Raw genomic sequence first — 24,984 nt, 5'->3', positions numbered from 1 at the left:
AAATGCTTTTTGCCCTACATGGCCGAATCGGGCCTCGTATCGCCATACGATGGCGGTTTGAGGAAAAGTCAATCACACAAAGTATTTACCGCGATAGGTCAAGTGGTCTTACTGTACCCCTGCCCACGGAGGCATCTGTGAGTACCTCGCCTCGGCCCGGGTCTTGCCCGGCTTGGTTACGTCCGAGGGTCGACGAAAACGATGTCCCCGACTGCAACACCCATCAAAACAACAATGACACGCAATAAGCAAATTCGCGCTGTACTGCTCGCAGCGCTGATGGTCTTCTCGGTTTTCGCCGGGTCCATCGCGCTCTCGGGTAGTGCCGCCGCTGAAGTCACCAATCTCCCTGACACAACAGTCACAGAAGGTGACACAGTAACGATCAGCGTTACTGTCAATAGTAGTAGTGCAGCAGGCGCCTCCGGTGAGAACAACACTACCGTCTGGATTGACTCCAACGATGACGGCGTTCTCAACGATGGCGAACTGAACGCAACGAACACCACCTATTCCCCAACCTACGACGACGGGGATGACACAGTTCTCGTCACGCTCGACACCTCGGGCCTCTCAACGGGAACCTACAACCTCTCGGCAATCGAGACCGCTGGCAAAACCATTCCGAGTACGAATGAGGAAGCCAACGCCACGCTGACTGTCGAAGCGGCAACGCCGGCGGACGAAGCCGGTAGCCCCGAACTGTCCTCGGCAGTCCACTATGTGAACGACGGCGGTGACGAGGTCATCGAGATCGCGTTCACCGAGCAAGTCACGAACATCAGTGATATCAACGTCTACCAGGACGACGATCCGGTCAACTCCATCATCGAGAGCCGCAGCCAGCCGAACGCCGGCCAGGTTGTCCTCGATGTTAACGGCGTCTACACCGGCGACATCGTCGTCGAAGTGCCTGACACTGTTCAGGACACCGCTGGGAACTCCGTCTCTGACGGCCTCGACAGCGACAACAACGCGACGGTGACCGTCGCGACGGTGACCGCCAACGGTAACAACGTCAACGCCTACCAGGGCGAAGTCGTTGCTATCACGAACGGTGCCATTAACCAGGACGTTGACGTCGAGTCTGACGAATCCCAGGACGACAACGAAGGCTTCGCATTCAGTGGTTCCACCGGTGAGAACTCTGAAGTCTTCACGTTCAACACTGAGAACCGCGAAATCGAGCGGTACAACTACACTATCGATGGTACGAGCGGCAAAATCGACGTCCGTGACCTCGGTCTCGACGTCACGCTCGAAGACCTGAACGTCACGACCGACGACGACCTCGAAGGCACGGCCTCCGCTAACGCGGGTAACCGGCCTGTCGACGTGCTCCTCCTCGACGAGGACGGCGACGAAGTCGACGAAGACGACTACTCGCCGATCGAAGACGAGAACCTCGACGGTCAGGGTGAACTCGACTTCGAGTTCGACCTCACTGACCTCGACGACGGCGACTACACGGTGGAAGTCACCGACACGCGGTCCGGTGTCACCATCGAGTCTGACACGGTCACCGTGACCGAAGCAGCAGACGGGAAGGCTGACTTCGCGAACAACGTCGTCACCGACCAGCGTGGTGACGTCGTCGCGATCCCGCTCACCCTCTCGAACACTGACATCGCAACCGTCACCATCGGTTCGGAAGACCAGGGTTACGCCGCTAACGTCACCGTCGAAGACGGCAACGACGACGGCGAAGTTATCCTCCTCTGGGACAGCTCCGAATCGACGAGCACTAACACGGGCGACGTCTTCGATGTCGACGACAGCGACGACGACATCCTGACTGGCTCGAACGACGACACGGAAGTCACCACGGCGACGGGCGACCTCATCGACGCTGGTGACTACGACCTCGAAATCCGTACCGGACGGACTGCAACCGAGGACAACGCCGACAACGTCGGTACGCTCGTCCTCGAAGAAGGTGGCGTCCAGACCGTTGCAATCTGGACTGCACCGAACAGTGAGAGCTTCGGTGACCTCGACGACGTCACAGAAGCACTCGAGAACGGTAACGTCACGCAGGACGACCAGATCGCCTTCGGCGACAAGGTCGTCGTCCAAATCGTCGCGTCGGGCCTCGAAGGCTCGACCGGCGCTGAAGGTGACGAGACGCCGAACTTCTTCGGCAACGGCTACGGTGACTCCTACCAGCTCGTCATCAACCAGACCAACCCCGGTCCGAACCGCGACGCGAAGACTCTCAACGTGTCGGACGCCGATGTCGTCGCAGACGGTAACAACGATACCTACTTCGTTGTCTTCAACTCTGAGTCCATCGACGCCCAGCGTGAGAACAACGAGTCCGGTGTCTACGACCTTGGCGACGGCGCTGATTCCGCTGCTGCGCCCGAGGACGACGACTCCTACCAGGTCGAGTTCAAGATGGTCGGTGAGGACGACGTCGACTCCGCAACCGCGCTGGTCGACGACAACAGCTCGATGACGGCCGAATACTCCAACGTCGAAGCCGAACACGACTTCGACATGGACCCGGTCAACGTCACGAACGCTGAATCGCAGACCATCTCTGGGACGTCCAACGTCGCACCCGGTTCGGAGCTCACGATCCGTCTCCGTTCCGACGGCGACACCCAGCCACGGTTCCTCAAGACTGCGACGGCTTACGTGAGCGAGAACGGTACGTTCACGGCTGACTTCGACTTCTCCGAACAGAGCGTCGGCGACACGTTCACCGCGACCGTGTCCGGCGGCGTCGCTGACGAGGTCGAAGTCGATGGTAACGTCGGCGAGGCGGTCGAAGAGACCACCACGACCGAGGAAACCACCACGACGACTGAGGAAACCACCACGACGACTGAGGAAACCACCACCGAGGAGACGACCACCGAAGAAACGACGACTGAAGCCACGACTGAGGAGACCACCACGGAATCCCAGACGCCCGGCTTCGGCGTTGTCGTCGCCCTCGTTGCCCTCGTCGCCGCGGCACTCCTCGCCATCCGTCGCGACTAACGACCGCTAACTAACCACCGGGACCGCTCCCGGCCCGTTTCCATTCTTTCGACGCTCGTCCGGTGAGCGACTGCACTCGTCCGACAGTCGTCTCGTTCTCGACGCACGGAGTCTACCGGATGTATCGCGGTTGCGTCTCCCTCCTGCTGTGCTGCGGGTGTCTTGGTGTCCTGTCGCTCGCTACTCCATTGCCGACGGACAAACTCGATGCGACCACTGGGCTTCTGTTACGACTGCAGAGTCACTCGTATCGGAGACGAGAGGCGAGACTCCAGAGAGACCACAGCCTCGACGTCGAATTCTGCGGGAGTCTCACCCCGAGCGTAGAGCATCTCTGTCGTCTCTCAGAGCGGTGTCTGGAGGCCAGAGTGTTGGCCACAACCACACGACCAACCGAACGACTGAACCCGTGTCGGTCGTGCTGAATCCTTTCTCAGGAGTGTACGGTCGCCGTCTCTCGTGAGTCGTCGCTACTGCAACTGGGCGAGAGTGTTCGGTTCAGACGACCGGGTCGCTGTCGTATCGAACAGGAGTCACTCCGGTACCGAGCAGACCACAAAAAAGAACGGTCACAGTGCCGGTCAGCAGACCGGCGGGTCAGTTACGTCGTGTTCAGCACTCGGACCAGCCGCAGTTCTGGCAGGTCTTACAGCCCTCGGAGTAGTAGAGGTTCATCTCTCCACACTCGGGACATTCGGGACTCTCGCCAGCGGCCAGCAGGTCGGCAGTCGCGTCGGCCGTCTCGTCGGCACCGTCGTCGACGGCGACGCCACCGTCGGTGTTGGTGCCGCCGGATTGGGCAGCCTCGGCTTCGACTTCGGTCAGGTTCTTCTGACGCGGGTAGCCCTTGTCGATGTCGCCGTTGAGGTAGCGGCGCATCGCGGTGCCGATAGCGTCCGGGATGGAGTTTATCTGCTCGCCTTTGTCCCAGGCGACTTTCGGACTGCGGATACCCTTCAGCTCGTTCGCAATCTCCTCTGGGTCGACGCCCGAGCGGAGCGACGTGGAGACTGTCTTGGCGAGTGCCTCGGTGAAGGAGGCGGTGAAGCCACCGGAGTTGCCGATGTTGGCGAACAGTTCGAACGGTTCGCCGTTCTCGTCTTCGTTGATGTTGACGTAGAGCTTCCCGTAGCCGGTGTCGATGCGCTGAGTGACGCCGTAGAGCACGTCCGGGCGGGGGCGTTTCTTGCCAACTTCGCTCGGCGACTCTGCGAAGGCGAGTTCGAGTTCGTCGCCGATGAGGTCGGAGACTTCCTCGGATTCGAGGAAGGCATCCACGTCGCCGAACACGTCGCGAATCTGTGAGACGATGGCTTCGGCGGCCTCTTCGTCGTCGGAGAACTCGGTGTTCTTCGCACGCGTGGTGAGGACCTGCTTCGAACGCGTGCCGTCGCGGTAGACGGTGACGCCCTTGCCGCCGTTGTCGTAGATGTAGCGGTAGACTTCGTCCATGTCCTCCTTACTGGCCGAGTTCGGGAAGTTACAGGTCTTCGAGATGGCGGAGTCGACGCCCTCCTGGAGGGCGCACTGGACGCCTGCGTGTTCGATACCCGCGAGGTCGGACGTGACGACGAACAGTTCGGAGATAGCGTCCGGAACCGTCGTCAGCGAGGAGACGCCGTCGAACTCGTTGTTCGCCATCTGGTCTTGTGCCTCGCGCTTGACGGCCTCGACGTCGATGTCGTTGGCCTCCAGGACGCGGAGGAAGTAGTCGTCGAACTCGACGAGCATCTCGTCGCCCTGCACGTCGTCGGAGACGTTCTTGTAGTAGGCGACGTTGTAAATCGGCTCACAGCCACCCGTGGTGTTCGACACCATCGACGTGGTGCCTGTCGGGGCGATGGTCGTCGTGTTGTGGTTGCGGATGGGGAAGCCGTCTGCCCAGTCGTCGGCGGACTGACCCGTGTGGTGTTCGAACCACTCGCGGTATTCGAGCGGGTCAGCGTACTTGGAGTCGTCCCACGCGTCGAACGACCCGCGCTCTTCTGCGAGTTCGTGAGAGGCCCACTTGGACTGGTGGTTGATGTGGGTCATGAGCTGGCGCGCAATCTCGTTCCCCTCGTCGGACCCGTAGCGGACGCCGAGTTGGATGTAGAGCTGTGCGAGGCCCATGATGCCGAGGCCAATCTTCCGGAGTTCGCGGACCTTCTCTTCTATCTTCTCGACCGGGAAGTCCGACATCGTGACGACGTTCTCGAGGAAGCGCGTCCCGTTCTCGATGCGGTAGTCGAACTCGTCCCAGTCGATAGCGTCTTCGAGGAAGCCGTCGATGGCGGTCGAGCGGTTCTCGTACTCGTCGCCGTGTTCGTCGAACCAGACGCGCCAGTCGGGCGCGTCCATGTCGACGAGCGTCGAGAGGTTGATGTGGCCGAGGTTACACGCCTCGTACTCTTCGAGGGGCTGTTCGCCACACGGGTTCGTCGCGAGAATCTGGTGGTCGGGGTGTTTCTCGACGTCGAAGGAGTGTTCCTTGTTCGCGCGTTCGAGGTAGACGACACCGGGTTCGCCGTTCTCCCACGCGCCGTCGATAATCTGGTCCCAGATTTTGACGGCCGGAATCGACAGCACTTCACCGACTTCGACGTGCTCGCCGAGGCCGAACATGTCGTAGATTTCCTTGGTCTCGGGCGTGGCGACGTGCGGTTCTTCGGTCCGCGGGTTGGTGAAGACGAACTCTTCGTCGTTGTACAGCGCCTCCATGAACCCGTCGGTGATGCCGACGGAGATGTTGAAGTTCGAGAGGTGCCCTTCGACGGCGTTCCGAAGGTGCTTGGGGACACGTCCGTCTTCGTCGATGAGTTCGCGCGCTTCTTCGAGTGCGTCTGCGAACTTCGTGTGCGTGAAGTCGTCAGGGTCGTTCAGACGGAGCGTGTGGGCGAGCGAGACGTCCTTGTTCTTCGCGTGGAGGAACTGGATGATGTCGGGGTGCGAGACGCGCATGACGCCCATCTGGGCACCACGACGGGCACCACCCTGCGCGATGGTCTCGCACATCTGGTCGAACGTCCGCATGAACGTGATGGGGCCGGAGGCGATACCACCGGTCGACCCGACGGCGTCGCCGTAGGGGCGGAGTTTCCAGAACGCGTAGCCCATGCCGCCACCGGACTGGAAGACTTCTGCGGCCTCCTTGGCGGTCTGGTGGATGTCGGTGATGTCGTCACCGGGGGAGTCGACGAAACACGCCGACAGTTGCTGGAGTTCGTCGCCAGCGTTCATCAGCGTCGGCGAGTTCGGCATGAACGAGAGCTGTTCCATCATGTCCTGGAACGTCTCGCGCTTTTCGACGACGACGTCGCGAACCTCGTCGGGGAGTTCGGGGACGAGCGTGTCGTAGGCGAACTTGTTGACGTTGTAGATAGAGAGCGTCGCCTCGGCGTCGGTGTCGTCGGCAGTGACGCCCTTCCCGAAGACTTCCGCGGCGAGTTCGTCACGGCGCGGGTGGTCGGGCTTGATGAGGTCCGGCGTGACGGTAATCTCGATGCCCTGCTTTTCGGCCTCGAAGACGGCCTCGGCGAGGGCGATGTTCTTCGCGACGCGCGGGAAGAGGTCTTCCTGCGTCTCGATGAGGTCACCGTTGGCGTCCTTTCGGAGATACCGCGCAGGCAGGATGTTGTTGTAAGCGTTACCGGTCATCCGCTCTGCGAGCGTCTCGCCTTCGGTCCGTTTGACCGGCAGGACGAGTTCGTCCGTCGAGAGTTCTGCGTCGCTCATCTTACTGTACCTCCCGCCCGAGGCGTGTTCGGGCGTGGTGTCGTAGGCTTCGTGAATATCCGCTCATTGTGACGATATTGGTGTGTGGGGCGTGGTCGGTTAAGGCTTCGGACTCGGGGGCGTTTCAGCCCCGGAACTATCACATTTTGTGCAGTTGTGAGCAGGGGAATGTCCCCGAGTCGAAACGCACATCTCTCCTAGAGGAGAGCAGGCCACATAACGGTAGCCAGAGCGGAGTGGAAGTGAAATAATGAGTGGTATAATCGCTAGACTGCAGTCGGATATGCAGTAGAATGGGAGGGGGGATAGAAGATGCCTGACACCATCTCATGGGGGACTGTCCCGTGATTCGCCCCGTATTATAAAGGAATTCACGAGAGACACACTCGCCAGAAGTATCACAATTCGTATGTTAGTGACTGAAGCCAGCTCGGAGGGGTCGATACCGCCCGAAATAGGGGACGTGAGACGTTCGGGTGAGATTCTCGGTATCGTGCCGCAAGCTTATTCGCCTCGCCGGTAACATATCCAGATATGGTACTATCCGCCCTCTCCAGTGTCCCGTTACAACTCGGTGGATTTCTCTCGGGGCCACTCGGACAGATTCTCTTCGTGCTCGTCGCGATTGCAGTCGTCATTCTCGTCGGCCGCCTCGTGTTGAAAATCGCGTGGCGTCTCGTCACCATCGCCGCCATCATCGTCGGCCTGTTGCTGTTGCTGTCGTTCTTCGGCATCAACGTCCTCTGAAGGTGGGGCCGAACTAACTTGTCGGCCAACCGCGACGCCGTTAGGCGACGTCGAACCCGGCGACTGCCGAGAGGAAGTTTCTGACGACACCGTGTCCGGACCCCGTGAGGACGCTCTCGGGATGGAACTGCACGCACTCGATGGGATACTCTCGGTGTCGAACGCCCATCACGAGCGACACTCCGTCGTGGTCTGTCGTCGCCGTCACAGAGAAACAGTCGGGCACTTCGGTGGCGACGAGCGAGTGATACCGACCGGCAGGGAATCCGTCTTCGAGGCCGGTGAAGACGCCCGCCCCGTCGTGGTCGACGGGGAACGCCTTGCCGTGTATCGGTTCCGGTGCGTGTCCAATCGTTCCGCCGTAGGCGTAGACGGCCGCTTCGAGGCCAAGACAGACGCCAAGCGTCGGAATCTCCGTTGAGAGTTCCGTGAGCACCTCAGTCGTCACGCCGACGTCGCGCTCGTTTTTCGGATGGCCCGGCCCCGGCGAGATGACGAGCGCGTCGGGTTCGAGGTTCCGAATTTCGTCCAGCGACGCCGTGTTCTTCCGAACTTCGATGTCGAGCGGTTCGCCATCGACCGTCTGTTCGGAGAAGTACTCCACGAGATTGTACGTAAACGAGTCGAAGTTGTCGACGACGACGATGCGGGTCATCGCGGTGCCTCCGTCGTTTCGTACCGCTCGTCCGATGGTTCGTACTCGATTTGTCTGAGCGCGTCGAGGACGCCGCCCATCTTCTGTTCCGTCTCGTCGTACTCCGAGGCGGGGTCGGAGTCCGCGACGATACCCGCACCGGCGCGAACGGTGACGACGTCTTCGTGGCCGTCGGTTTCGACCGTCGCCGTCCGGATGACGATAGCCATGTCGGCGTCGCCAGTCCACGAGTAGTACCCGACACCACCGCCGTAGACACCGCGTGGTTCGTCTTCCAGGTCGTCGATAATCTCCATCGCGCGGACCTTCGGTGCACCGGTCAAGGTCCCGGCAGGGAACGTCGCACGCGTCGCGTCGAACGCGTCGTACTCGGCGTCGAGGTTACCGGACACCGTCGATTCGATGTGCTGGACGTGGCTGTACTTGATGACGCTCATGAACTCCTCGACGCGGACGCTCCCGGGCGAGGAGACGCGGCGCACGTCGTTGCGTCCGAGGTCCACGAGCATCGTGTGTTCGGCGCGTTCTTTCCCGTCTGCGAGGAGTTCGCCCGCGAGTCTGCGGTCTTCGACCGGGCCGGACCCACGCGGACAGGTCCCCGCGATGGGGTTGACGACGACGCGGTCACCGCGAACGGAGACGAGCGTCTCCGGACTCGCGCCGACGACGCGACGGTCACCGTGGCGGAGCAGGTACATATACGGCGACGGGTTGACCTCGCGGAGCGAAGCGTACAGGCCGACCGGGTCGATTTGCCCACGGAGCTTTCGCGTCCGCGAGATGACGCCCTGGTAGATGTCGCCGTCGCGAACGTGTTCTTTCGTCTTCCTGACGGCCGCCTCGTAGGACTCCCGCGACCCGGCCTCCTCGCCGCTCCGCTCGAAGCCACCGGGTTCGGGGTCGGCGGCGGTGGTGAGCGTCTCACTGACGCGTTCGGCCTCTGTGACGACGTCGTCGTACACTTCGGCTGGGTCGTCGTCGGGCGTGACGACCGGCGTGCAGACGAGTTTGACCGTCTCGTCGCGGTGGTCGAACGCGAGCGTCTTCGTCGTCAGAACGAACTCGGCGTCCGGGTCGTCTGTGTCGGGTCGGTCACGGCCGACTTCGTCCAACCAGAGGTCGTAGACGGCCTCGTACGCGAGGAACCCGACGAGGCCGCCGGTGAGCGTCTGGCGGTCCATCTCGGGGAAGTTGACCCGCGGGAGGTCCGGAAGCGCGCCGCGAAGCGAGTCGAGAACGTCGCCATCGGTTTCGCGGACGAACGCTGCTGCTGGGCCGCCGAGGTCGGTCACTTCGGTGCCGTCCGGGCCGACTGTGACGACCGCTTCGGGGTCGTAACCGACGAACGAGAAGCGTGCGTGGGAGTCGGCGGTGGCCGCCGGCGACGAGAACGCACCCTGTGGGTTGCTCGACGACACCTTCTCGGCGCTCTCTAAGAGGAATCCGTACTCGCTCCGCTCGGTGAGTGCGGTGTACGCCGCGAGGGGGTCGATGTCCACGTCGAGGTCGGAGACGAGGTGTGTCACGACGGGTTCGTCGTAATCGGAGACGGCGGCGACGAACGCCTCGCGGTCGGTCTCGGGTCGCGTCACGCGGGCACCTCCTCGTGGCCCGATGCGTCCCGTGCTTCCGCGACGAACGCACGAACCGCGTCGTGGTCTTTGACGCCGCCGGTAGCCTCCACACCGCTGGCGACGTCGACACTGTCCGGACCGACCGCTCGAATCGCCGCAGCGACGTTGTCGGGCGTCAACCCACCCGCGAGAATCACGGGCACGTCGACTGCCTCGACGAGTGCACGTGAGGCCTCCCAGTCGTGGGTCTGGCCGGTTCCACCAGCACCCGATTCGGACGGCGTGTCGACGAGGATGCCGTCCACGGCAGGCGCGACAGCGCGCGCACGTTCGACAGCGGTGGCTTCGACGACTGGGACGACACGGACGCCCTCGTCGCGGAGCGACGCGAGTTCGTCGGCGGAGAAGTCGGCGTGGAGTTGGAGCACGTCAGGTTCGACGTCGCGAACGAGTTCGCGGGCGTCTTCGACGGAGTCGGGCATCGTCACGAGCGTCGTCGAGAGGAACGGCGGGGCCGCATCGAAGAGTTCGCGGGCGCGTTCGCGCGAGACGTCACGTGGCGTCTCGACAGGAACGTCGCAGATAGCTCCGACTGCGTCCGCGCCAGCGGCGGCGACGACGCGGAGGTCTGTCTCACGAGTGACGCCGCAGACTTTCACACGGACCATCTCACGCCTCCCGGAGCGCGTCGAGTTTGCTCGCGGCGGCCCCGGAGTCGATAGCGTCGCGGGCGACGTCGACGCCGTCTTCGAGCGAGTCTGCGAGGCCTGCGACGTAGACGGCCGCGCCGGCGTTCGCGAGGATGAGGTCACGTTTTGGGCCGGTGACGTCGCCCGTCAGGATGCCCTCTAGGTCACGGGCGTTCTCCTGTGGTGACCCGCCGGCGACGGCGTCGATTGGGGCCTGTTCGAGGCCGAGGTCTGCGGGTGTGAGCGTGTACTCGGTGATGTCTTCGCCGTCGACTTCGGCGACAGTCGTCGCGTCGTGGAGCGCGATTTCGTCCATGCCAGACCCGTGTACGACGAGCGCTCGTTCGACCGGCATGTGTGACAGCGAGCGCGCGATAACCGGCACGAGGTCAGGGTCGTAGACGCCGAGAACCTGTGCGTCGGCCCCGGCGGGGTTCGTCAGCGGGCCGAGGACGTTGAAGATGGTTCGCATCCCGAGTTCCTTCCGCGGGCCGATGACGGCCTTCATCGCGGGGTGGAACACGGGCGCGAGCATGAAGCCGACGCCGTTGTCGTCGATACAGCGTTCGACGGACTCGGGTTCGGCTTCCACGTTCACACCTGCAACCTCCAGCACGTCGGCACTCCCAGAAGACGAAGAGACGGAGTAGTTGCCGTGCTTGGCGACTGCCGCGCCGGCCCCGGCGGCGACGAGCGCGCTCGTCGTCGAGACGTTAATCGTGTTGTAGTCGTCGCCACCGGTTCCGCACGTGTCGACGAGTGGCTCACGGGAGGGTTCGATGGTGCGCGCGGCGTCGCGCATGCCCTGTGCGAATCCGGCGATTTCGGCTTCCGTCTCGCCCTTCGCCCGGAGTGCCGCCAGGAGTGCACCGATTTGGGCGTCGGTCGCCTCTTCGAAGACCGCACGCGCGGCGTCGCGCGCCTCGTCGACAGTCAAATCAGAACCGGCAGTGACGCGTTCGATGTAATCTTGCATTGGTAATCACCAGTGTACGTGTTCGGGTTACAATGTACAAATTCGTACATCGACTTAAGGATGTCGGGCTGGCGAAACCTGCCGCCACCGAATCGTTCCACTGCGCCGCGAATCGCCCGCGTGCGCCGCACAGGAGTACCATGGTGTGAATCGCCGCACGTGGTTGGATTCGAAAGGTTAAATTGTAACCCCGGGTAACGGAGAGATGCGTCCGAACGGGCGTGGGAAGCACCGTAACCGGGTTGGTGGTCTAGTCTGGTTATGACACCTCCTTGACATGGAGGAGGCCGGCAGTTCAAATCTGCCCCAACCCACTACACTTCCCATGCTCTCGGAGTTCGGTCGATGTTCGCAACACACCGGGTTGGTGGTCTAGTCTGGTTATGACACCTCCTTGACATGGAGGAGGTCGGCAGTTCAAATCTGCCCCAACCCATTTTCTGATTCCTCGCAACTTCGAGCGTCGCGAACGGAGTGAGCAGAGCGAGGAGTCCGTGGAATCGAAAATGGTGACGACAGATTTGAACCAGCGAGCGACCGCAGGGAGCGAGGGAGGTTCAAATCTGCCCCAACCCAGTTTCCTTCGACGCAACGAGGAGAGACATTCGCGTCTCCGTCGTGGCCTGGGGTCCCGCTGAACAGTGGTTGCAGGCCGGTTACACGAGGTGTCGAATCGCTAAATACAGAGCATAGACGCAACAGAATAGACATGACAGTGAAAAACTCTATTGCAGATTCTTGTGACATACCCGATGATGGTAGAACTCAAGCGAAAAGGTGAGCAAAAGTGGCACTTCGCAGAGGATGTCCGTTGTGGGTGGGCTGACCACTACACTCGCTTGGACGAATTCACGGCTACCAAGACAATCGACTCGATATCTGCACTCCCTGCAGAATTTTGTGGAGAGTGCAAAAAACGACGACGTATCCGCGACGATGACTAAGCTGGACCGAACTACAGGTTGGTTCACTAAACTGGGTGTAGAACAGAAGACGGCAGAGTGCTGACCGGTACACGCTCCATTCAGCACACTCCGCTCCCCGATTCTCCGACTTTCGACGGAGCCCTCGGACCCTAATCGTCCGCCGGAACCACGTCCACCGCCGAAAACTCCCGGTGCTTGTACATCCGAGCCAACTGCAAGACGACGACGTAACCGACGACTGCCATGACGACTGCCAGCACCGTATTGCCGAGCAGTTGCCGGAGGACAATGTCGAACCCCGCGTCGAGCGACACGTCGGAGACGGAGACACCGGGAATCGGGCCGAGAACGTACGACCCGAGCCAGAAACTCGCGCCGTAGACGGCCCACTTGACGGGTGGGTTGAAGATGACGAGCGTGGAGACGAGCGCGAGTTTACTCGCTCTATCGACGAAGTAGGCGACGAGTGCGAACAGTGCGAGAGCGGTGCCGGCGGTTGGCATCGCCACGACGAACACACCGAAGGCGAAGCTCAGTGCAATCTCGTTGGGAGTGTGCTCCGCTGCGAAGGCACGTTCGATTCCCGACCACACACGGGTTCGAATCGAGGTCAGACGGGTTCGAATCGACGCTATTCTCTCGCCCACAGGTACTGTCTAGATGGGAGTGCCGATTATCAATTCTTCGGCGTGTGAGACTCTCACTACCGAATTCGTTATTTCGTGACTATCTAAACCGGCGGTCGGACTCCCACTTCTGCTTGAGTTCCATCATCTCACCGACCCCGCGAGCGACGTCGGAGACGTGGAAGGCGATGTCCGTCGCCGTCACGATACCGACCATCTCCGTGCCGTCGACGACGACGAGTTTCTTCACGCGCCCGTCGCGCATCTTCTGGGCGGCCATCCGACTCGTCGAGTCCGGCCGGACCCACTTGATTGGGTTCGACATGACCGCTCGCGTCGGAATCGTTGAGAAGGGAGCGTCACTCGACACGCCGGCGCGAAGTACGTCCGACTCCGTGACGATACCGACTGGACGGCCGTCGCTGGTCACGACGACACTTCCCGCCCCCTTTCGAAGCATCAGTTTCGCGCACGTGGCGACGCTCGACTTCACGCCGACGGTGGCCACGTCTTCGGTCATGATTTCGTCGACGCGCATCGTCAGTGGCCGACGTGTGTCCGACCCGAGATGGCCGGTGGCGACGTCCGTGCTCGTCCCGGTTCCTCGTGTGGGTCCCAGACTAACCTAGTTATCAAACTTTGATACGATTGGTCAACGAAGAGTGTAGCGAACGGAGAGCAGAGAGACGGTACGGAGCGACGGTAGCGTGCTCGCTGTGTCGAAAGCGCGATGCGAGATGGATTCTCACCCCTAAATTCGATAGAGCTTGCCATTAGCAATACGACTCGGAATGACGCGCATAAATCCGCCCTCTTAGATATCAAAGCCGATAATCAGTCGTTCAGCTGGCCGTGAATCTCAGAGCTCGGCGACGACGGTAAGGATAGGTTCGATGGGCGCTAGCGTAGCACATGGAAATTGCCCTCCGACTGCTCGTAGCGGGGTTCTGTATCCTCGCGCCGTCGCTCTTGTTCGTCGGGTTCGTGCGCGTCCTCGACAGGATGCGAGAGGGTGCACTCGTCGAACGGGTTCTCGACAGACTCGACGAGGACGTCGCCGAGACGGGAACGACAGTCGACCCGACGACGTTCCTCCGGACGGCACAGGAGAAGTCCAACAGACGGATGACCGTCTGTCCCGACTGTGGCGCGCCGAACCCTGTCGAGAGCAACCGGTGCGGCCTGTGTGGAACGCGACTGTAAGCCGGCGGCGTGCCGACGTTGACCCGTGTCTCGGCTACTGAACGACGAATTCGGTCGGTCGGTTCGGACTGACGCCGTGGAACAGCGATTCGAACGACCCCACTTCTTCCGGGTCTTCGAGCACCGTCTCCATCACCGCGTCTTCGAGTTCGTGGAGTCTGTGGGTCGAGTTCGCCCGCGCTTCGACACGCAACTCGTCGACCAACTCACGGAGTTCGTCGGTCTTTCCGGGCGTGATGCGCTGCTTCCTGACGAACGTGTCGACCATATGCGAGGTCTGGGAAGTGCGGTCGTAAGCCTTCTGGAGGTCGCTGTACGTCGAAAAAACAGAGGCAGAGAGTGAAGACTTAGAGGAAGTCTTCGATGTGGTCGGCGACTTCGTTCGGGGTGTCGCCGACGGGGACGCCCGCGTCGTTGAGGGCGTTGATTTTGGACTCTGCGGTGCCCGTTCCGGACCCGGAGACGATAGCGCCGGCGTGACCCATGCGCTTGCCCGGCGGTGCCGTGCGACCGGCGATGAAGCCAGCGACGGGTGTGTCCATGTTCTCGGCGATGAACTTCGCGGCCTGTTCTTCGTCTTCGCCACCAATCTCACCGCACATGACGACGGCGTGCGTGTCGGGGTCGTTCTCGAACGCTTCGAGCGCGTCGACGAACGACGTGCCGATGATGGGGTCGCCACCGATACCGATGGCGGTGGTCTGGCCGATACCGCGCTCGGTCAGGTTCGAGACGACCTGATACGTGAGGGTGCCGGAGCGCGAGACGAGGCCGACGTTCCCCTCCTCGAAGATGTTGCCGGGGAGGATGCCGAGTTTGGCCTCGCCGGGCGTGATGATGCCCGGGCAGTTGGGGCCGATGAGACGAGTGTCGACTTCGGAGAGTCGCTTGTTCACCTTGGCCATGTCCTGCGTCGGGACACCTTCGGTGATAGCGACGACGAGGTCCAGGTCCGTGTCGAGCGCCTCGAAGATGGCGTCGCCGGCGAACGCCGGCGGGACGAAGACGACAGACGCGTTGGCGTCTTCCTCTTCGACGGCCTCGGAGACGGTGTCGTAGACGGGAACGCCTTCGACTTCCTGCCCGCCCTTGCCGGGGACTGCACCGGCGACGACGTTCGTGCCGTATTCCATCATCTGCTGGGTGTGGAAGCGGCCTTCCCCACCGGTGATACCCTGTACAACTACGCGCGTGTCGTCGTCGACGAAAATACTCATTGGGACACCTCCTGTGCGTTCTTGACGGCACGCTGGACTGCATCTTCCAGCGTCCCTTCGACCTGTACGAGCTCCGTGTTCAGAATCTCCATCCCTTCTTCGGCGTTCGTGCCTGCGAGGCGGACGACGACGGGTTTCGGAATCTCGTCGAACTGTTCGAGTGCCTCGTTGATACCCTTGGCAACCTCGTCGCCACGGGTGATACCGCCGAAGATGTTGAAGACCACGGAGTCGACGTTCTCGTCGGAGAAGACCATGTCCAGCGCGTTCGCGACACGTTCGGCCTTCGCACCGCCACCGATGTCGAGGAAGTTGGCGGGCTTGCCGCCGAAGTAGTCGACGAGGTCCAGCGTCGTCATGACGAGTCCGGCACCGTTGCCGATGATACCGACGTTACCCGACAGACGGACGTAGTCGAAGCCGTATTCGCCGGCCTTGGCTTCGAGTTCGTCCTCGTAGGAGTCTTCTTCCATCGCCGCGAGGTCCTCGTGGCGGAAGAGCGCGTCGTCGTCGATGTTCATGACGGCGTCCGCGGCGACGACGTCGCGGTCGGACGTAATCATGACGGGGTTGATTTCGATGTCCGACGCGTCGTTGGCCTCGTAGAGGTCGTAGAGCGTCGTGAGGAACGAGGCGACGTCGAACGCCACGTCACGCGGGATGCCCGCGTCGAAGACGAGTTTACGGGCCTGGTACGGGTGCATACCGAACGCGGGGTCGATGTGATCGCGTGCGATAGCGTCGGGGTTCTCCTCTGCGACTTCCTCGATGTTGACGCCACCTTCCGTCGAGACCATCGCGACGGGTTTGCCCTCGCCACGGTCCATCGTGACACCGACGTACAGTTCGTTCTCGAAGTCGACGCCGGCCTCGACGAGCACGCGCTCGACGGTGTAGCCTTTGAGGTCCATTCCGAGGATGTCCTCGGCGGCCTGTCGGGCCTCGTCTTCGTCCATGGCGATTTTGATACCGCCAGCCTTGCCACGCCCACCGACGTGGACCTGGGCCTTGATGGCCGCAGGATAGCCGATATCCTCGACCGCCTCCATAACCTCGTCTACAGACGACGCGAGACGGGACTCTGGGACCGGAATCCCTGCCTCTGCGAAGATGTCCTTCGCCTGGTATTCGTGAAGCTTCATTACCATCCGTGGGAGGGTAAGGCACGCGCTTAAATCCCATTCATCTCGGCCCAATTATCCGGCCAAAATCGCCGACAGGAGAGTACTCGTGGGTGAATTAACATGTTCGGCAGAATCGGGCCGACGAGGCGTGACCAAATCCCACAGTACCGAGGGGCATCGTTCTCAGCGAGTGGATTCGAACGGCATGTGTTTGCATAGAGACGACGTATCACTCCGTATGGCCAGAGAGTCGACAGACCGACGCGCGCCCCCGGGGACAGGATGGTTTATCGGGATGGTGTTCGGTCTCCTGTTCGGTGTAATCGGGTGGTGGCTGACCGCCGAGATAACGTTCCTCCTCGTTATCTTCGTCGCGACTGGAACCGCGTTGGGCTACGCGCTGGAGAGTTCACTCAATCCGACGCCGCTCACGGCGGGGCAGCGCCGACTGCTGTTGGTTCTGCTGACGCTCGGCGTCGCCGCTGGTGTGGCCGCGTTCCTCTACGCGTCGATAGTTGGGTAACCCCCCTCGACGGAACACCCCCGTGGCTGGCCGCTGTGTCCGATTTTATCACGGATGAAGACACACTGACCGACATGCACGCAGTCAGATTTCACGAACACGGCGGACGTGACGTACTTCAGGTAGACGACATCGACACCCCCGAACCGCAGGCCGACGAGGTGCTCGTCGAAGTGGCCGCAGCAGGCGTCAATCCGGTCGACACCTACTTCCGAACCGGAGAGTACCCACCGCTCGGACTCCCGATGATTCCTGGCGTCGACGTCGCAGGGACCGTCTCGGCCGTCGGCCCGAACGTGACTGACTTCGAGGAAGGCGACGCCGTCGTGGGGACGGGTATCGGCAACCAGCAGTATTACGGTAGCTACACGGAGTTCGCCACGGTCCCGACCGACCGTCTCGCGGTCCTCCCCGACGACGCCGACCTGGTCGCCGCCGGTGGCGCAGGTGTCGCGGGCGTCACGGCGTGGCGCGCACTCGTCGACCACGGCGAGATGCAACTCGGTGAGACGGTCCTGATTCACGGTGGGTCCGGTGGCGTCGGGCACGCCGCCGTCCAACTCGCCGCGGCAGCAGGCGCACACGTCATCGCGACTGCCGCCCCGAAGTACCACGACCGAGTGTCCGAACTCGGCGCGGACGTCGTCCTCGACTACGACCGAGACGACCTGGCGGAAGCGGTCACAGACGCCGCGAAGGGCGACGGCGTCGACCTGACGCTCGACCACCGCCTCGACGACTACATGCAGTTCGACGCCGACGTGGCGACGACCGGTGGGCGCGTCGTCGGTATCGGCGAGAACGACCCACAGGTCGGGTTCGACGTCTCGTCGTCTGCTCGCGGCAAGGACCTCCAGATTACGATGATGAGCATGTTCAACACGCCCGAACTCGCCGCGCCACTGCGCGAAATCGCCGGGATGGTCGACGCAGGGGACTTCGAAATCGACGTGGCGCGCACCTACGACTTAGACGAGGCGGCAGAAGCACACCGCGCCGTGATGGAAGACAGTTTCCTCGGGAAGCTGGTCATCACGCCCTGAACGCCATCTACGACGACCGACGTGCCACGGTCGAGAGTCGACCGTCACGGCCGTGAGACGAGTGTCCTCGCGGGACGGGCAACCGTCGTCGCGTACGACGACCACATCACCGCGACCGAATTATGGGCCATGCTGACGTAGTACACAGATATGGACGTGAACTACGACTTCGACGGGACAGTTGCACTCGTGACCGGTGCCAGCGGTGCGCTCGGTGGAGCGATTGCGCGGGCGTTCCACGAGGCGGGTGCGGCAGTCGCTGCGGCGGACGTCGTCGAACCCGACGACGATGACGGCTTTTTCGACTCTGAGGGCGTCCGATTCTACGAGGGTAATTTCACCGACGAAGGCGACGTGGCCCGCGTCGTTGACGCCATCGCCTCCGACTTCGGCCGCATCGACCATCTCGCCAACATCGCAGGGACGTGGCGTGGCGGGACACCGCTCGACGAAACCGACGTGGAGACGTTCGACTTCCTCTTCGACGTGAATCTGAAGACGATGTTCCTCGCGTCGAAGCACGTGATTCCGCACCTCCGGGAGACGGGGGGTGCTATCGTGAGCGTCTCCGCCCGGTCCTCGCTCGAAGGCGGGACTGGAGACGGAATCTATCGGGCGTCGAAGGCGGGCGTCCGCCTGCTCACCGAGACGATAGCGGAAGAAAACAAGGGCGTCGTGCGCGCGAACGCGGTGATGCCGAGCGTCATCGACACGGAGATGAACCGCGAGATGATGCCCGACGCCGACTTCGACGCGTGGGTAAAACCGGAGGAGATTGCACAGACGGTGCTGTTCCTCTGTTCAGACGCGTCGTCCGCGACGAGTGGGGCCGCCGTCCCAGTCTACGGCGAGGCGTGATACCACTCACCGTGACAGATATTTTCACAGCAGTGCGCGAGGATTTTTACACACTACGTGAGCGATTCACGAACACGACACACGTTAGAAAATAGAGGAGATACACCCTCTATATTCGGACGAATGTCCTACCATATATAATGAGTTAGAGAATTGTGTCGATTTTTTCTCCGATATGCGACTGCATACCGCGTCATTTATCAGGCCCACATCGGCAACTGGGAGATAGAAATGAGTGAACGAGAAACATGGGCGACGAGGGCAGGATTCATCCTGGCCGCCGTCGGCAGTGCAGTCGGCCTCGGGAACATCTGGCAGTTCCCCTTCAAGACTGCGCAGTTCGGTGGCGCGTCCTTCCTGATTGTCTACCTCATCGCCGCACTCGGTATCGGGCTTCCGACCATCCTCGCGGAGTTCGTCATCGGCCGGAAGAGTAACCTCAACACCATCAGCGCCTTCGAGAAACTCGGCTACAAGAACTGGCGTATCGTCGGTGCACTCGGTCTGTTCACCGGCTTTTGGATTCTCTCGTACTACAGCGTCGTCGGCGGGTGGGTCCTCCGATACATCGGCGGCAGCGTGACGGGTGCGTACTTCGGCGCGCCCGCCGAGTACTTCGGCCAGATTTCTGCCGGGATGGACGCGCTCGTGCTCCACGCCGTGTTCATGGCGCTCGTCATCGTCATCGTCGCCGCAGGTATCGAAGACGGCATCGAGAAAGCGACTAAACTGATGGTCCCGAGTATCGTCGTCATCCTCGGCGCACTCGCCGTCTTCGCGTTCACGCTCCCCGGAGCGTCCGAAGGCTACGCGTACTTCCTCTCGCCGGACTTCGGCGCACTCGCCGCCAACTTCGGTGACATCGTCCCGTTCGCAGTCGGGCAGGCGTTCTTCTCGCTGTCGCTCGGCATGGGTGCGATGATTACCTACGCCTCCTACATCGACGGCGACGAGAGCCTGTTCGGCGACGGTATCACCATCGTCTTCCTGAATAGCTTCGTCGGCATCCTCGCTGGCCTCGTCGTCATCCCGCTGTTGTTCGCACAGGGCATCGACCCCAACACGAGCGGTGCCGGTGCGGTGTTCATCAGCGTCGCCGGCGCGTTCGGGAGTCTCCCCGCCGGGCGAATCATCGGCGTCGTCTTCTTCGCCGTCGTCCTCATCGCGGCGCTCTCGTCTGCAATCAGTCTCCTCGAAGTCGTCGTCGCGTGGGCCATCGACAACTACGACGTGTCGCGTCCGCAGGTGGCCACCCTCCTCGGTGGTATCATCTTCACCCTCGGCGTGCCGTCGGCACTCGACACGGCGTGGCTCGGCTGGTTCGACACGCTCGCCTACAAGTTCCTCCTGCCGGTTGGCGTCCTCGGCATCCTCGTCTTCGTGGCGTGGGTTTACGGCGCGCCCGCCCTCGACGAACTCATGAAGGGGAGCGCACTCGGCGACGGCGTCGGCCTGACGTGGCTCTGGCTGGCGCGCACGCTCGTCATCGTCGCCGTCGTCGCCACGCTGGCACTGGGTCTTCAGACCCTGTTCCTCGGCGAGAACCCGGCTATCATCCCGCCCCTCTGAGGCGGCGAACGATTCAGTTTTTCGAGAAGTTACGAATCGTCGGCATTGGTCGATATTCGCTGACTATTCGACAGCGATATTTGCAGTTCACACGGGTAAAACCGTTAAATTTCTGCGATGACGTTTTATCGGTTCGAAAGCCATTTTAGGGCCGGACTGACAATGGCTCTCAATGGCACGAGAAACATGGGCAACACGACTTGGATTCATCCTCGCCGCTGTCGGCAGTGCAGTCGGCCTCGGGAACATCTGGCGATTCCCGTGGCAGACCGCCGAAAACGGTGGCAGCGCGTTCCTCGTCGTCTATCTCGCAATCGTCCTTCTGGTCGGCGTCCCCGGACTCCTCGGTGAGTTCGTCATCGGCCGCCGCGCCAAGAAATCGCCGGTCGGCGCACTCCGTGACCTCTCTGGGTCGAAGAAGTGGGGCGTCGTCGGTGCCTTCTCCGTCGTCACCGGCATCTCGCTGCTGTCGTTCTACAGCGTCGTCGGCGGGTGGATTCTCCGGTACCTCCTCGAAAGTGGTGTCTCCCTCGTCGGGAGCAATCCGGCCTACTTCACGAACCCCGGTCAGTACTTCGGCGGCGTCTCCGCCGGCGTGGACGCGGCACTCTACCACCTGCTGTTTCTCGGACTGACCGCGCTCATCGTCTTCGCGGGCGTCCGCAAGGGTATCGAACTCGGCACCAAAATCATGATGCCCGCCGTCCTCGTGCTCCTCGTCGGCCTCGCGGCGTGGGCCGCGACGCAACCGAACGCCGCCGCCGGATACGCCTTCTTCCTCCGGTTCGACCCATCTGTCCTCTCGGAGAACTTCTTCGCTATCCTCGGCCCCGCCGCTGGACAGGCGCTCTTTACACTCTCGCTCGGTGCCGGGACGATGATAACGTACGCCTCCTACCTCGACGAGGACCGGTCGCTCCCCTTCGATGGGTCTGCTATCGCCGTCCTCAACACGAGCGTCGGCGTCATCACTGGCCTCGTCGTCTTCCCACTGCTGTTCTCCCAAGGCATCAATCCGACCGAGACTGGCACTGGCCCCGGCGCACTGTTCGTCGGCCTCGCCGGCGCGTTCTCGCAACTCCCCGCGGGAACGCTCATCGCGACGGCGTTCTTCGCCGTCGTGACGCTCGCCGCACTGTCGAGTTCCATCAGCATGCTGGAGATTCCAGTCGCCTTCCTCGTCGACGAGTACGACATCTCGCGCAAGCAGGCCGTCGTCGGCATGACTGCGTTCGTCGCCGTCACCGGAACCGTCTGCGCGTTCAACCCGTCCATCTTCGGATTCGTCGCCGGCACGCTCGTCAACATCCTCCTGACTGCCGGCCTCGCCGCCTTCCTCCTGTTCGTCGGGTGGGTCATGGGCCGTGACGCCCTCGACGAGTTCACCAACGGTGCAGGGTCGTTCGGCCGCACGCTCGGGACGCCGTGGCTCTTCGGCGCTGGCGTCGTCTTACCGCTCTTCCTCGTCTTCACGCTCCTGACGCACTTCGGCGTGGACACGACCATCGGCTTCTGGCCGACTGTCGCCGTCTCCGTCGTCGCCAGCGGAGTGACGTTCGTCGGACTCCGCCACCCCAACTCTGTCGTCTAACACCCGCTTCGGTTTCTCTTGGCAGTGCCTCGCCTCTGTCTCTCGATTACGCCCCATAACTGAGACGATTTTTCGGTACGTTATTCGACGACTGTCGAAGTAAGGGTTGCCGGATTGCGGAACTCCTTTGACCCCAGACTGCGCACCGACGAGTCAATGAGCGACGGTGGTCTGGCATGACGATGGAGGACCGCATCGACGAACTCCGAGAGAAACGCGAACGTGCCCTCAAGGGTGGTGGCGAGGACCGAATCGCCTCTCAACACGACAAGGGCAAGATGACCGCCCGCGAGCGAGTCGATTACTTCCTCGACGACGGCACCTTCCAGGAGTTCGACCAGTTCCGAACCCACCAAAACCACAAGTTCGGAATGGAAGAGAAGAAACTCCCCGGCGACGGTGTCGTCACCGGGTACGGTGAAGTCGACGGCCGAACCGTCTTCGTCTTCGCCCACGACTTCACCGTCTTCGGTGGGTCGCTCGGTGAAGTCTTCGCCGAGAAGGTCTGTAAGGTGATGGACAAGGCGATGGAAGTCGGGGCGCCGGTCATCGGCCTGAACGACTCCGCCGGCGCACGAATCCAAGAGGGCGTCCAGTCGCTCGGTGGATTCGGCGAAATCTTCCGTCGAAACACCGAAGCGTCCGGCGTCATCCCACAGATTTCTGCGATTATGGGTCCCTGTGCGGGCGGTGCCGTCTACTCCCCTGCGCTGACGGACTTCACCTTCATGGTCCGCGACACCAGCCACATGTTCATCACCGGCCCGGACGTCATCAAGACGGTCACCGGCGAGGAAGTCACCTTCGACGAACTCGGTGGCGCGACGACGCACACCTCGACGAGCGGTGTCGCACACTTCGCCACCGACACCGAAGAACAGGCGCTCGACGACATCCGCTATCTCCTCTCGTATCTCCCGCAGAACAACGTCGAAGACCCGCCGCGAGTCGACCCGTGGGACGACCCGGACCGTGTCGACGACCACCTCGCGGAAATCGTCCCCGACCAACCGAAGAAACCCTACGACATGCACGACGTGCTCGGTGGGGTCCTCGACGAAGGGTCGTTCTTCGAAGTCCAACCGGACTTCGCGAAGAACATCGTCGTCGGATTCGGCCGCCTCGATGGCCACTCGGTCGGACTCGTCGCGAACCAACCCCGCGTGAACGCCGGAACGCTCGACATCGAAGCCTCGGAGAAGGCCGCACGGTTCATCCGCTTCTGTGACTCCTTCAACATCCCCATCCTGACGTTCGTCGACGTGCCCGGATTCCTCCCCGGAACCGACCAGGAGCACAACGGCATCATCCGCCACGGCGCGAAACTCCTCTACGCCTACTCGGAAGCGACGGTGCCGCTCATGACGGTCATCACCCGCAAGGCCTACGGCGGTGCCTACGACGTCATGGCCTCGAAGCACCTCGGTGCTGACGTGAACTACGCGTGGCCGACCGCCGAAATCGCGGTCATGGGCCCGCAGGGTGCGGTCAACATCCTCTACCGCGACGAACTGGACGCGGCAGACGACCCGGACGCCCGCCGCGACGAACTCATCGAGGAGTACCGCGAGGAGTTCGCCAACCCCTACACCGCCGCGGACCGCGGGTTCGTCGACGACGTGGTCGAACCCGGCGAGACGCGCAAGCGACTCATCGCGGACCTCACGATGCTGAACTCCAAGCGGAAGTCCCAACCGGACAAGAAACACGGGAACATCCCGCTATGACCGAGGACCTGCTCTCGGGACTGTCGATTCCCGACGACGCAGACCCAGAAGAGGCCGCGGCCATCGCCGCCGCCGTCGGCGCACACCTCCACGACCAGCAGGTCGCTGCTGCTGCCGCCGCCGCGGACGACGGCGACGAGACGTGGAACGAAAAGCGCTGGCAGTACGCCGGCCGACTCCATTCGGTCACCGGGTGCAGTCGTCGCGTCCCCTCTGGGGCACCGACGAACGCGTGGGCCGCATCCGGCCGAACCGACCGGTTCTAATCTCCCCTAGTTCCGTTCTTCGCTGACGACTGACGGGTCGTCGACGATGACACCATCCACACCCCACCCGCGGAGTCGCTCGACTGTCTCGCTGTCGGGGACGGTCCACGCGTTCAGTTCGAACCCAGCGTCGTGGGCCTCGGCCACGCGTTCCGCAGACAGCAGGTCGTAGTGCGGGTGGAGTACAGTACATCCGAGTTCCCCCGCGACGCGAAGGGCGTCGTCCCAGTCGGTAGAACAGAGATACGCGACGGGAAGGTCAGTCTGCTCTCGAACCTCCCGGAGTGCGTCGGCGTCGAACGACGAGACGAGAACCTCGTGTCGAGTCTCGGCGACGATATCCGCGAGGTCCGCCGCCAGCCCCGATTCCTTCAGTTCGACGTTGACAGCGACGTCGTCGGGAAGTGTCTCGAACACCTCTGTGAGCGTCGGAATCGACTCCTCGGAGTCACCGACGCGGAGCGCGCGCAGGTCCGTGAGTCTCGTGTCGCCGACTCGGCCGGTGGCCTCGGTCAGTCGTTCGAGTGTCTCGTCGTGGAAGACGACGAGTTCGCCGCTCCCGCACCGCCGCACGTCGAGTTCGACCCAGTCGAGGTGCTCTGCGGCCGCTCGAAAGGCCGACAGCGTGTTCTCCGGCGCGAGTGCGGGGCATCCACGGTGGCCGATGACGCGCATACTCGTGGGTCACGAGGTTGCACGTGAAAACTCACTCGCCGGCGCTACCGCTCCCGCCGCGGGTGGAGAAGAGTGGTCGCAGAGAGAATCGTCTGCTTCGAATTTACGCGGCCTGACTGCCTTTCTTTCGGGTGATGTAACCGGCGATGCGGTTACGGACGCTCTTTGACTCCACCGTGGTCAGTTCGCTGACGCTGTCCTTGTTCGTCTCGAAGTCCGTGTTGAACGCCTGCGGGTATCGCTCCAGCAGGATGTTACCAAGTTGCTTGACGTACTTGGGCTTGATTGCCATA

Annotated in this window: 22 protein-coding genes and 2 tRNA genes; 12 read left to right on the top strand and 12 right to left on the bottom strand. The window is 62.2% G+C overall.

Annotated elements, in window-relative coordinates; translation table 11 throughout:
• Nucleotides 1-234: 234 nt before the first annotated feature.
• Nucleotides 235-2,988 (top strand): BGTF surface domain-containing protein, encoded by a 2,754-nt coding sequence (locus tag ACK3R5_RS11435; RefSeq protein WP_411967033.1) that lies wholly within the window; start codon nucleotides 235-237, stop codon nucleotides 2,986-2,988.
• Nucleotides 2,989-3,600: 612 nt separating this feature from the next.
• Here the strand turns inward: ACK3R5_RS11435 and ACK3R5_RS11430 are convergent.
• Nucleotides 3,601-6,702: an adenosylcobalamin-dependent ribonucleoside-diphosphate reductase gene (locus tag ACK3R5_RS11430; RefSeq protein ID WP_411967032.1), complete on the bottom strand. Its 3,102-nt coding sequence runs from the start codon at nucleotides 6,700-6,702 to the stop codon at nucleotides 3,601-3,603.
• Nucleotides 6,703-7,236: 534 nt separating this feature from the next.
• Here ACK3R5_RS11430 and ACK3R5_RS11425 point away from each other — a divergent pair.
• On the top strand, nucleotides 7,237-7,449 hold the full coding sequence (locus tag ACK3R5_RS11425) for a hypothetical protein (RefSeq protein ID WP_411964177.1): 213 nt from the start codon (nucleotides 7,237-7,239) through the stop codon (nucleotides 7,447-7,449).
• A 40-nt stretch (nucleotides 7,450-7,489) separates the two neighbouring features.
• Here the strand turns inward: ACK3R5_RS11425 and trpG are convergent, their stop codons facing one another.
• The 4 genes from trpG to trpD are packed head-to-tail and all read right to left on the bottom strand — an operon-like array spanning nucleotide 7,490 to nucleotide 11,343.
• The gene (trpG, locus tag ACK3R5_RS11420) at nucleotides 7,490-8,104 is read right to left on the bottom strand and encodes an anthranilate synthase component II (RefSeq protein ID WP_411967031.1); all 615 of its coding nucleotides are present in this window, start codon (nucleotides 8,102-8,104) and stop codon (nucleotides 7,490-7,492) included.
• Nucleotides 8,101-9,696 carry an anthranilate synthase component I gene (trpE, locus tag ACK3R5_RS11415; RefSeq protein WP_411967030.1) on the bottom strand — a complete coding sequence of 532 codons (1,596 nt, stop codon included), beginning with the start codon at nucleotides 9,694-9,696 and terminating at the stop codon, nucleotides 8,101-8,103. Before trpE ends, trpG begins: the two co-directional genes overlap by 4 nt.
• Nucleotides 9,693-10,346 (bottom strand): phosphoribosylanthranilate isomerase, encoded by a 654-nt coding sequence (locus ACK3R5_RS11410; RefSeq protein WP_411967029.1) that lies wholly within the window; start codon nucleotides 10,344-10,346, stop codon nucleotides 9,693-9,695. Before ACK3R5_RS11410 ends, trpE begins: the two co-directional genes overlap by 4 nt.
• Before the next feature lies 1 nt (nucleotide 10,347).
• Entirely contained in the window at nucleotides 10,348-11,343 is a 996-nt protein-coding gene (gene trpD / locus ACK3R5_RS11405) for an anthranilate phosphoribosyltransferase (RefSeq protein WP_411967028.1), read from the bottom strand.
• A gap of 239 nt (nucleotides 11,344-11,582) precedes the next feature.
• Between trpD and ACK3R5_RS11400 the strand changes: the two genes are divergently transcribed.
• Together ACK3R5_RS11400 and ACK3R5_RS11395 are read left to right on the top strand one after the other, a co-directional pair.
• Nucleotides 11,583-11,657: transfer RNA gene (locus ACK3R5_RS11400), tRNA-Val, on the top strand.
• 47 nt (nucleotides 11,658-11,704) lie between these two features.
• A tRNA-Val gene (locus ACK3R5_RS11395) sits at nucleotides 11,705-11,779 on the top strand.
• Between the two features lie 639 nt (nucleotides 11,780-12,418).
• On the opposite strand, the gene ACK3R5_RS11390 is transcribed toward ACK3R5_RS11395, so the two are convergent.
• Nucleotides 12,419-12,895, bottom strand: coding sequence for a DUF2062 domain-containing protein (locus ACK3R5_RS11390; RefSeq protein ID WP_411965822.1), 477 nt, complete (start codon nucleotides 12,893-12,895; stop codon nucleotides 12,419-12,421).
• 100 nt (nucleotides 12,896-12,995) lie between these two features.
• Nucleotides 12,996-13,433: a CBS domain-containing protein gene (locus ACK3R5_RS11385; RefSeq protein ID WP_411964172.1), complete on the bottom strand. Its 438-nt coding sequence runs from the start codon at nucleotides 13,431-13,433 to the stop codon at nucleotides 12,996-12,998.
• Between the two features lie 374 nt (nucleotides 13,434-13,807).
• Here ACK3R5_RS11385 and ACK3R5_RS11380 point away from each other — a divergent pair, with 374 nt between their 5' ends.
• Nucleotides 13,808-14,098, top strand: coding sequence for a zinc ribbon domain-containing protein (locus tag ACK3R5_RS11380; RefSeq protein ID WP_411964171.1), 291 nt, complete (start codon nucleotides 13,808-13,810; stop codon nucleotides 14,096-14,098).
• 34 nt (nucleotides 14,099-14,132) lie between these two features.
• Here ACK3R5_RS11380 and ACK3R5_RS11375 read toward each other — a convergent pair whose 3' ends face one another.
• The 3 genes from ACK3R5_RS11375 to sucC all read right to left on the bottom strand — a co-directional run bounded on the left by ACK3R5_RS11375 (nucleotide 14,133) and on the right by sucC (nucleotide 16,457).
• Nucleotides 14,133-14,366 (bottom strand): hypothetical protein, encoded by a 234-nt coding sequence (locus ACK3R5_RS11375; protein WP_411967027.1) that lies wholly within the window; start codon nucleotides 14,364-14,366, stop codon nucleotides 14,133-14,135.
• Between the two features lie 79 nt (nucleotides 14,367-14,445).
• Nucleotides 14,446-15,315 carry a succinate--CoA ligase subunit alpha gene (gene sucD, locus ACK3R5_RS11370; RefSeq protein ID WP_151162618.1) on the bottom strand — a complete coding sequence of 290 codons (870 nt, stop codon included), beginning with the start codon at nucleotides 15,313-15,315 and terminating at the stop codon, nucleotides 14,446-14,448.
• A complete protein-coding gene (gene sucC, locus ACK3R5_RS11365; RefSeq protein ID WP_411967026.1) occupies nucleotides 15,312-16,457 on the bottom strand; it encodes an ADP-forming succinate--CoA ligase subunit beta in 1,146 nt (381 codons plus the stop codon). The genes sucD and sucC overlap by 4 nt, the downstream gene beginning before the upstream one ends.
• A gap of 220 nt (nucleotides 16,458-16,677) precedes the next feature.
• On the opposite strand from sucC, the gene ACK3R5_RS11360 reads away from it, so the two are divergent.
• The 7 genes from ACK3R5_RS11360 (at nucleotide 16,678) to ACK3R5_RS11330 (ending at nucleotide 24,016) form a co-directional block, all read left to right on the top strand.
• Complete coding sequence (locus tag ACK3R5_RS11360; RefSeq protein WP_411964168.1) at nucleotides 16,678-16,962, top strand: hypothetical protein; 285 nt, start codon at nucleotides 16,678-16,680, stop codon at nucleotides 16,960-16,962.
• A 74-nt stretch (nucleotides 16,963-17,036) separates the two neighbouring features.
• Nucleotides 17,037-18,005 carry an NADPH:quinone reductase gene (locus tag ACK3R5_RS11355; RefSeq protein ID WP_411964167.1) on the top strand — a complete coding sequence of 323 codons (969 nt, stop codon included), beginning with the start codon at nucleotides 17,037-17,039 and terminating at the stop codon, nucleotides 18,003-18,005.
• 150 nt (nucleotides 18,006-18,155) lie between these two features.
• Complete coding sequence (locus tag ACK3R5_RS11350; RefSeq protein WP_411967025.1) at nucleotides 18,156-18,863, top strand: SDR family oxidoreductase; 708 nt, start codon at nucleotides 18,156-18,158, stop codon at nucleotides 18,861-18,863.
• Nucleotides 18,864-19,094: 231 nt separating this feature from the next.
• Entirely contained in the window at nucleotides 19,095-20,432 is a 1,338-nt protein-coding gene (locus ACK3R5_RS11345; protein ID WP_411967024.1) for a sodium-dependent transporter, read from the top strand.
• Between the two features lie 172 nt (nucleotides 20,433-20,604).
• Complete coding sequence (locus ACK3R5_RS11340; RefSeq protein WP_411964164.1) at nucleotides 20,605-22,023, top strand: sodium-dependent transporter; 1,419 nt, start codon at nucleotides 20,605-20,607, stop codon at nucleotides 22,021-22,023.
• Between the two features lie 182 nt (nucleotides 22,024-22,205).
• A complete protein-coding gene (locus tag ACK3R5_RS11335; protein WP_411965821.1) occupies nucleotides 22,206-23,750 on the top strand; it encodes an acyl-CoA carboxylase subunit beta in 1,545 nt (514 codons plus the stop codon).
• On the top strand, nucleotides 23,747-24,016 hold the full coding sequence (locus tag ACK3R5_RS11330) for an acc operon protein (RefSeq protein ID WP_411964163.1): 270 nt from the start codon (nucleotides 23,747-23,749) through the stop codon (nucleotides 24,014-24,016). Before ACK3R5_RS11335 ends, ACK3R5_RS11330 begins: the two co-directional genes overlap by 4 nt.
• A gap of 6 nt (nucleotides 24,017-24,022) precedes the next feature.
• On the opposite strand, the gene ACK3R5_RS11325 is transcribed toward ACK3R5_RS11330, so the two are convergent.
• Together ACK3R5_RS11325 and ACK3R5_RS11320 are read right to left on the bottom strand one after the other, a co-directional pair.
• On the bottom strand, nucleotides 24,023-24,691 hold the full coding sequence (locus ACK3R5_RS11325; protein ID WP_411967023.1) for a glycerophosphodiester phosphodiesterase: 669 nt from the start codon (nucleotides 24,689-24,691) through the stop codon (nucleotides 24,023-24,025).
• A gap of 103 nt (nucleotides 24,692-24,794) precedes the next feature.
• Nucleotides 24,795-24,983, bottom strand: coding sequence for a 30S ribosomal protein S17e (locus ACK3R5_RS11320; RefSeq protein ID WP_411964161.1), 189 nt, complete (start codon nucleotides 24,981-24,983; stop codon nucleotides 24,795-24,797).
• Between the last annotated feature and the right edge of the window lies 1 nt (nucleotide 24,984).

The sequence above is a fragment of the Haloferax sp. YSSS75 genome, from assembly GCF_046764215.1.
Lineage (GTDB): Archaea > Halobacteriota > Halobacteria > Halobacteriales > Haloferacaceae > Haloferax.
The sequence above is the reverse complement of the archived record's forward strand: the minus strand, read 5'-3'. Positions and strand labels throughout refer to the sequence as shown.

Coding starts and splice junctions, on each gene's coding strand:
- ACK3R5_RS11435 (WP_411967033.1), top strand. CDS start 235: ATGACACGCAATAAGCAAATTCGCGCTGTACTGCTCGCAGCGCTGATG.
- ACK3R5_RS11430 (WP_411967032.1), bottom strand. CDS start 6,702: ATGAGCGACGCAGAACTCTCGACGGACGAACTCGTCCTGCCGGTCAAA.
- ACK3R5_RS11425 (WP_411964177.1), top strand. CDS start 7,237: ATGGTACTATCCGCCCTCTCCAGTGTCCCGTTACAACTCGGTGGATTT.
- trpG (WP_411967031.1), bottom strand. CDS start 8,104: ATGACCCGCATCGTCGTCGTCGACAACTTCGACTCGTTTACGTACAAT.
- ACK3R5_RS11410 (WP_411967029.1), bottom strand. CDS start 10,346: ATGGTCCGTGTGAAAGTCTGCGGCGTCACTCGTGAGACAGACCTCCGC.
- trpD (WP_411967028.1), bottom strand. CDS start 11,343: ATGCAAGATTACATCGAACGCGTCACTGCCGGTTCTGATTTGACTGTC.
- ACK3R5_RS11385 (WP_411964172.1), bottom strand. CDS start 13,433: ATGCGCGTCGACGAAATCATGACCGAAGACGTGGCCACCGTCGGCGTG.
- ACK3R5_RS11380 (WP_411964171.1), top strand. CDS start 13,808: ATGGAAATTGCCCTCCGACTGCTCGTAGCGGGGTTCTGTATCCTCGCG.
- ACK3R5_RS11375 (WP_411967027.1), bottom strand. CDS start 14,366: ATGGTCGACACGTTCGTCAGGAAGCAGCGCATCACGCCCGGAAAGACC.
- sucD (WP_151162618.1), bottom strand. CDS start 15,315: ATGAGTATTTTCGTCGACGACGACACGCGCGTAGTTGTACAGGGTATC.
- sucC (WP_411967026.1), bottom strand. CDS start 16,457: ATGAAGCTTCACGAATACCAGGCGAAGGACATCTTCGCAGAGGCAGGG.
- ACK3R5_RS11360 (WP_411964168.1), top strand. CDS start 16,678: ATGGCCAGAGAGTCGACAGACCGACGCGCGCCCCCGGGGACAGGATGG.
- ACK3R5_RS11355 (WP_411964167.1), top strand. CDS start 17,037: ATGCACGCAGTCAGATTTCACGAACACGGCGGACGTGACGTACTTCAG.
- ACK3R5_RS11350 (WP_411967025.1), top strand. CDS start 18,156: ATGGACGTGAACTACGACTTCGACGGGACAGTTGCACTCGTGACCGGT.
- ACK3R5_RS11345 (WP_411967024.1), top strand. CDS start 19,095: ATGAGTGAACGAGAAACATGGGCGACGAGGGCAGGATTCATCCTGGCC.
- ACK3R5_RS11340 (WP_411964164.1), top strand. CDS start 20,605: ATGGCACGAGAAACATGGGCAACACGACTTGGATTCATCCTCGCCGCT.
- ACK3R5_RS11335 (WP_411965821.1), top strand. CDS start 22,206: ATGGAGGACCGCATCGACGAACTCCGAGAGAAACGCGAACGTGCCCTC.
- ACK3R5_RS11330 (WP_411964163.1), top strand. CDS start 23,747: ATGACCGAGGACCTGCTCTCGGGACTGTCGATTCCCGACGACGCAGAC.
- ACK3R5_RS11325 (WP_411967023.1), bottom strand. CDS start 24,691: ATGCGCGTCATCGGCCACCGTGGATGCCCCGCACTCGCGCCGGAGAAC.
- ACK3R5_RS11320 (WP_411964161.1), bottom strand. CDS start 24,983: ATGGCAATCAAGCCCAAGTACGTCAAGCAACTTGGTAACATCCTGCTG.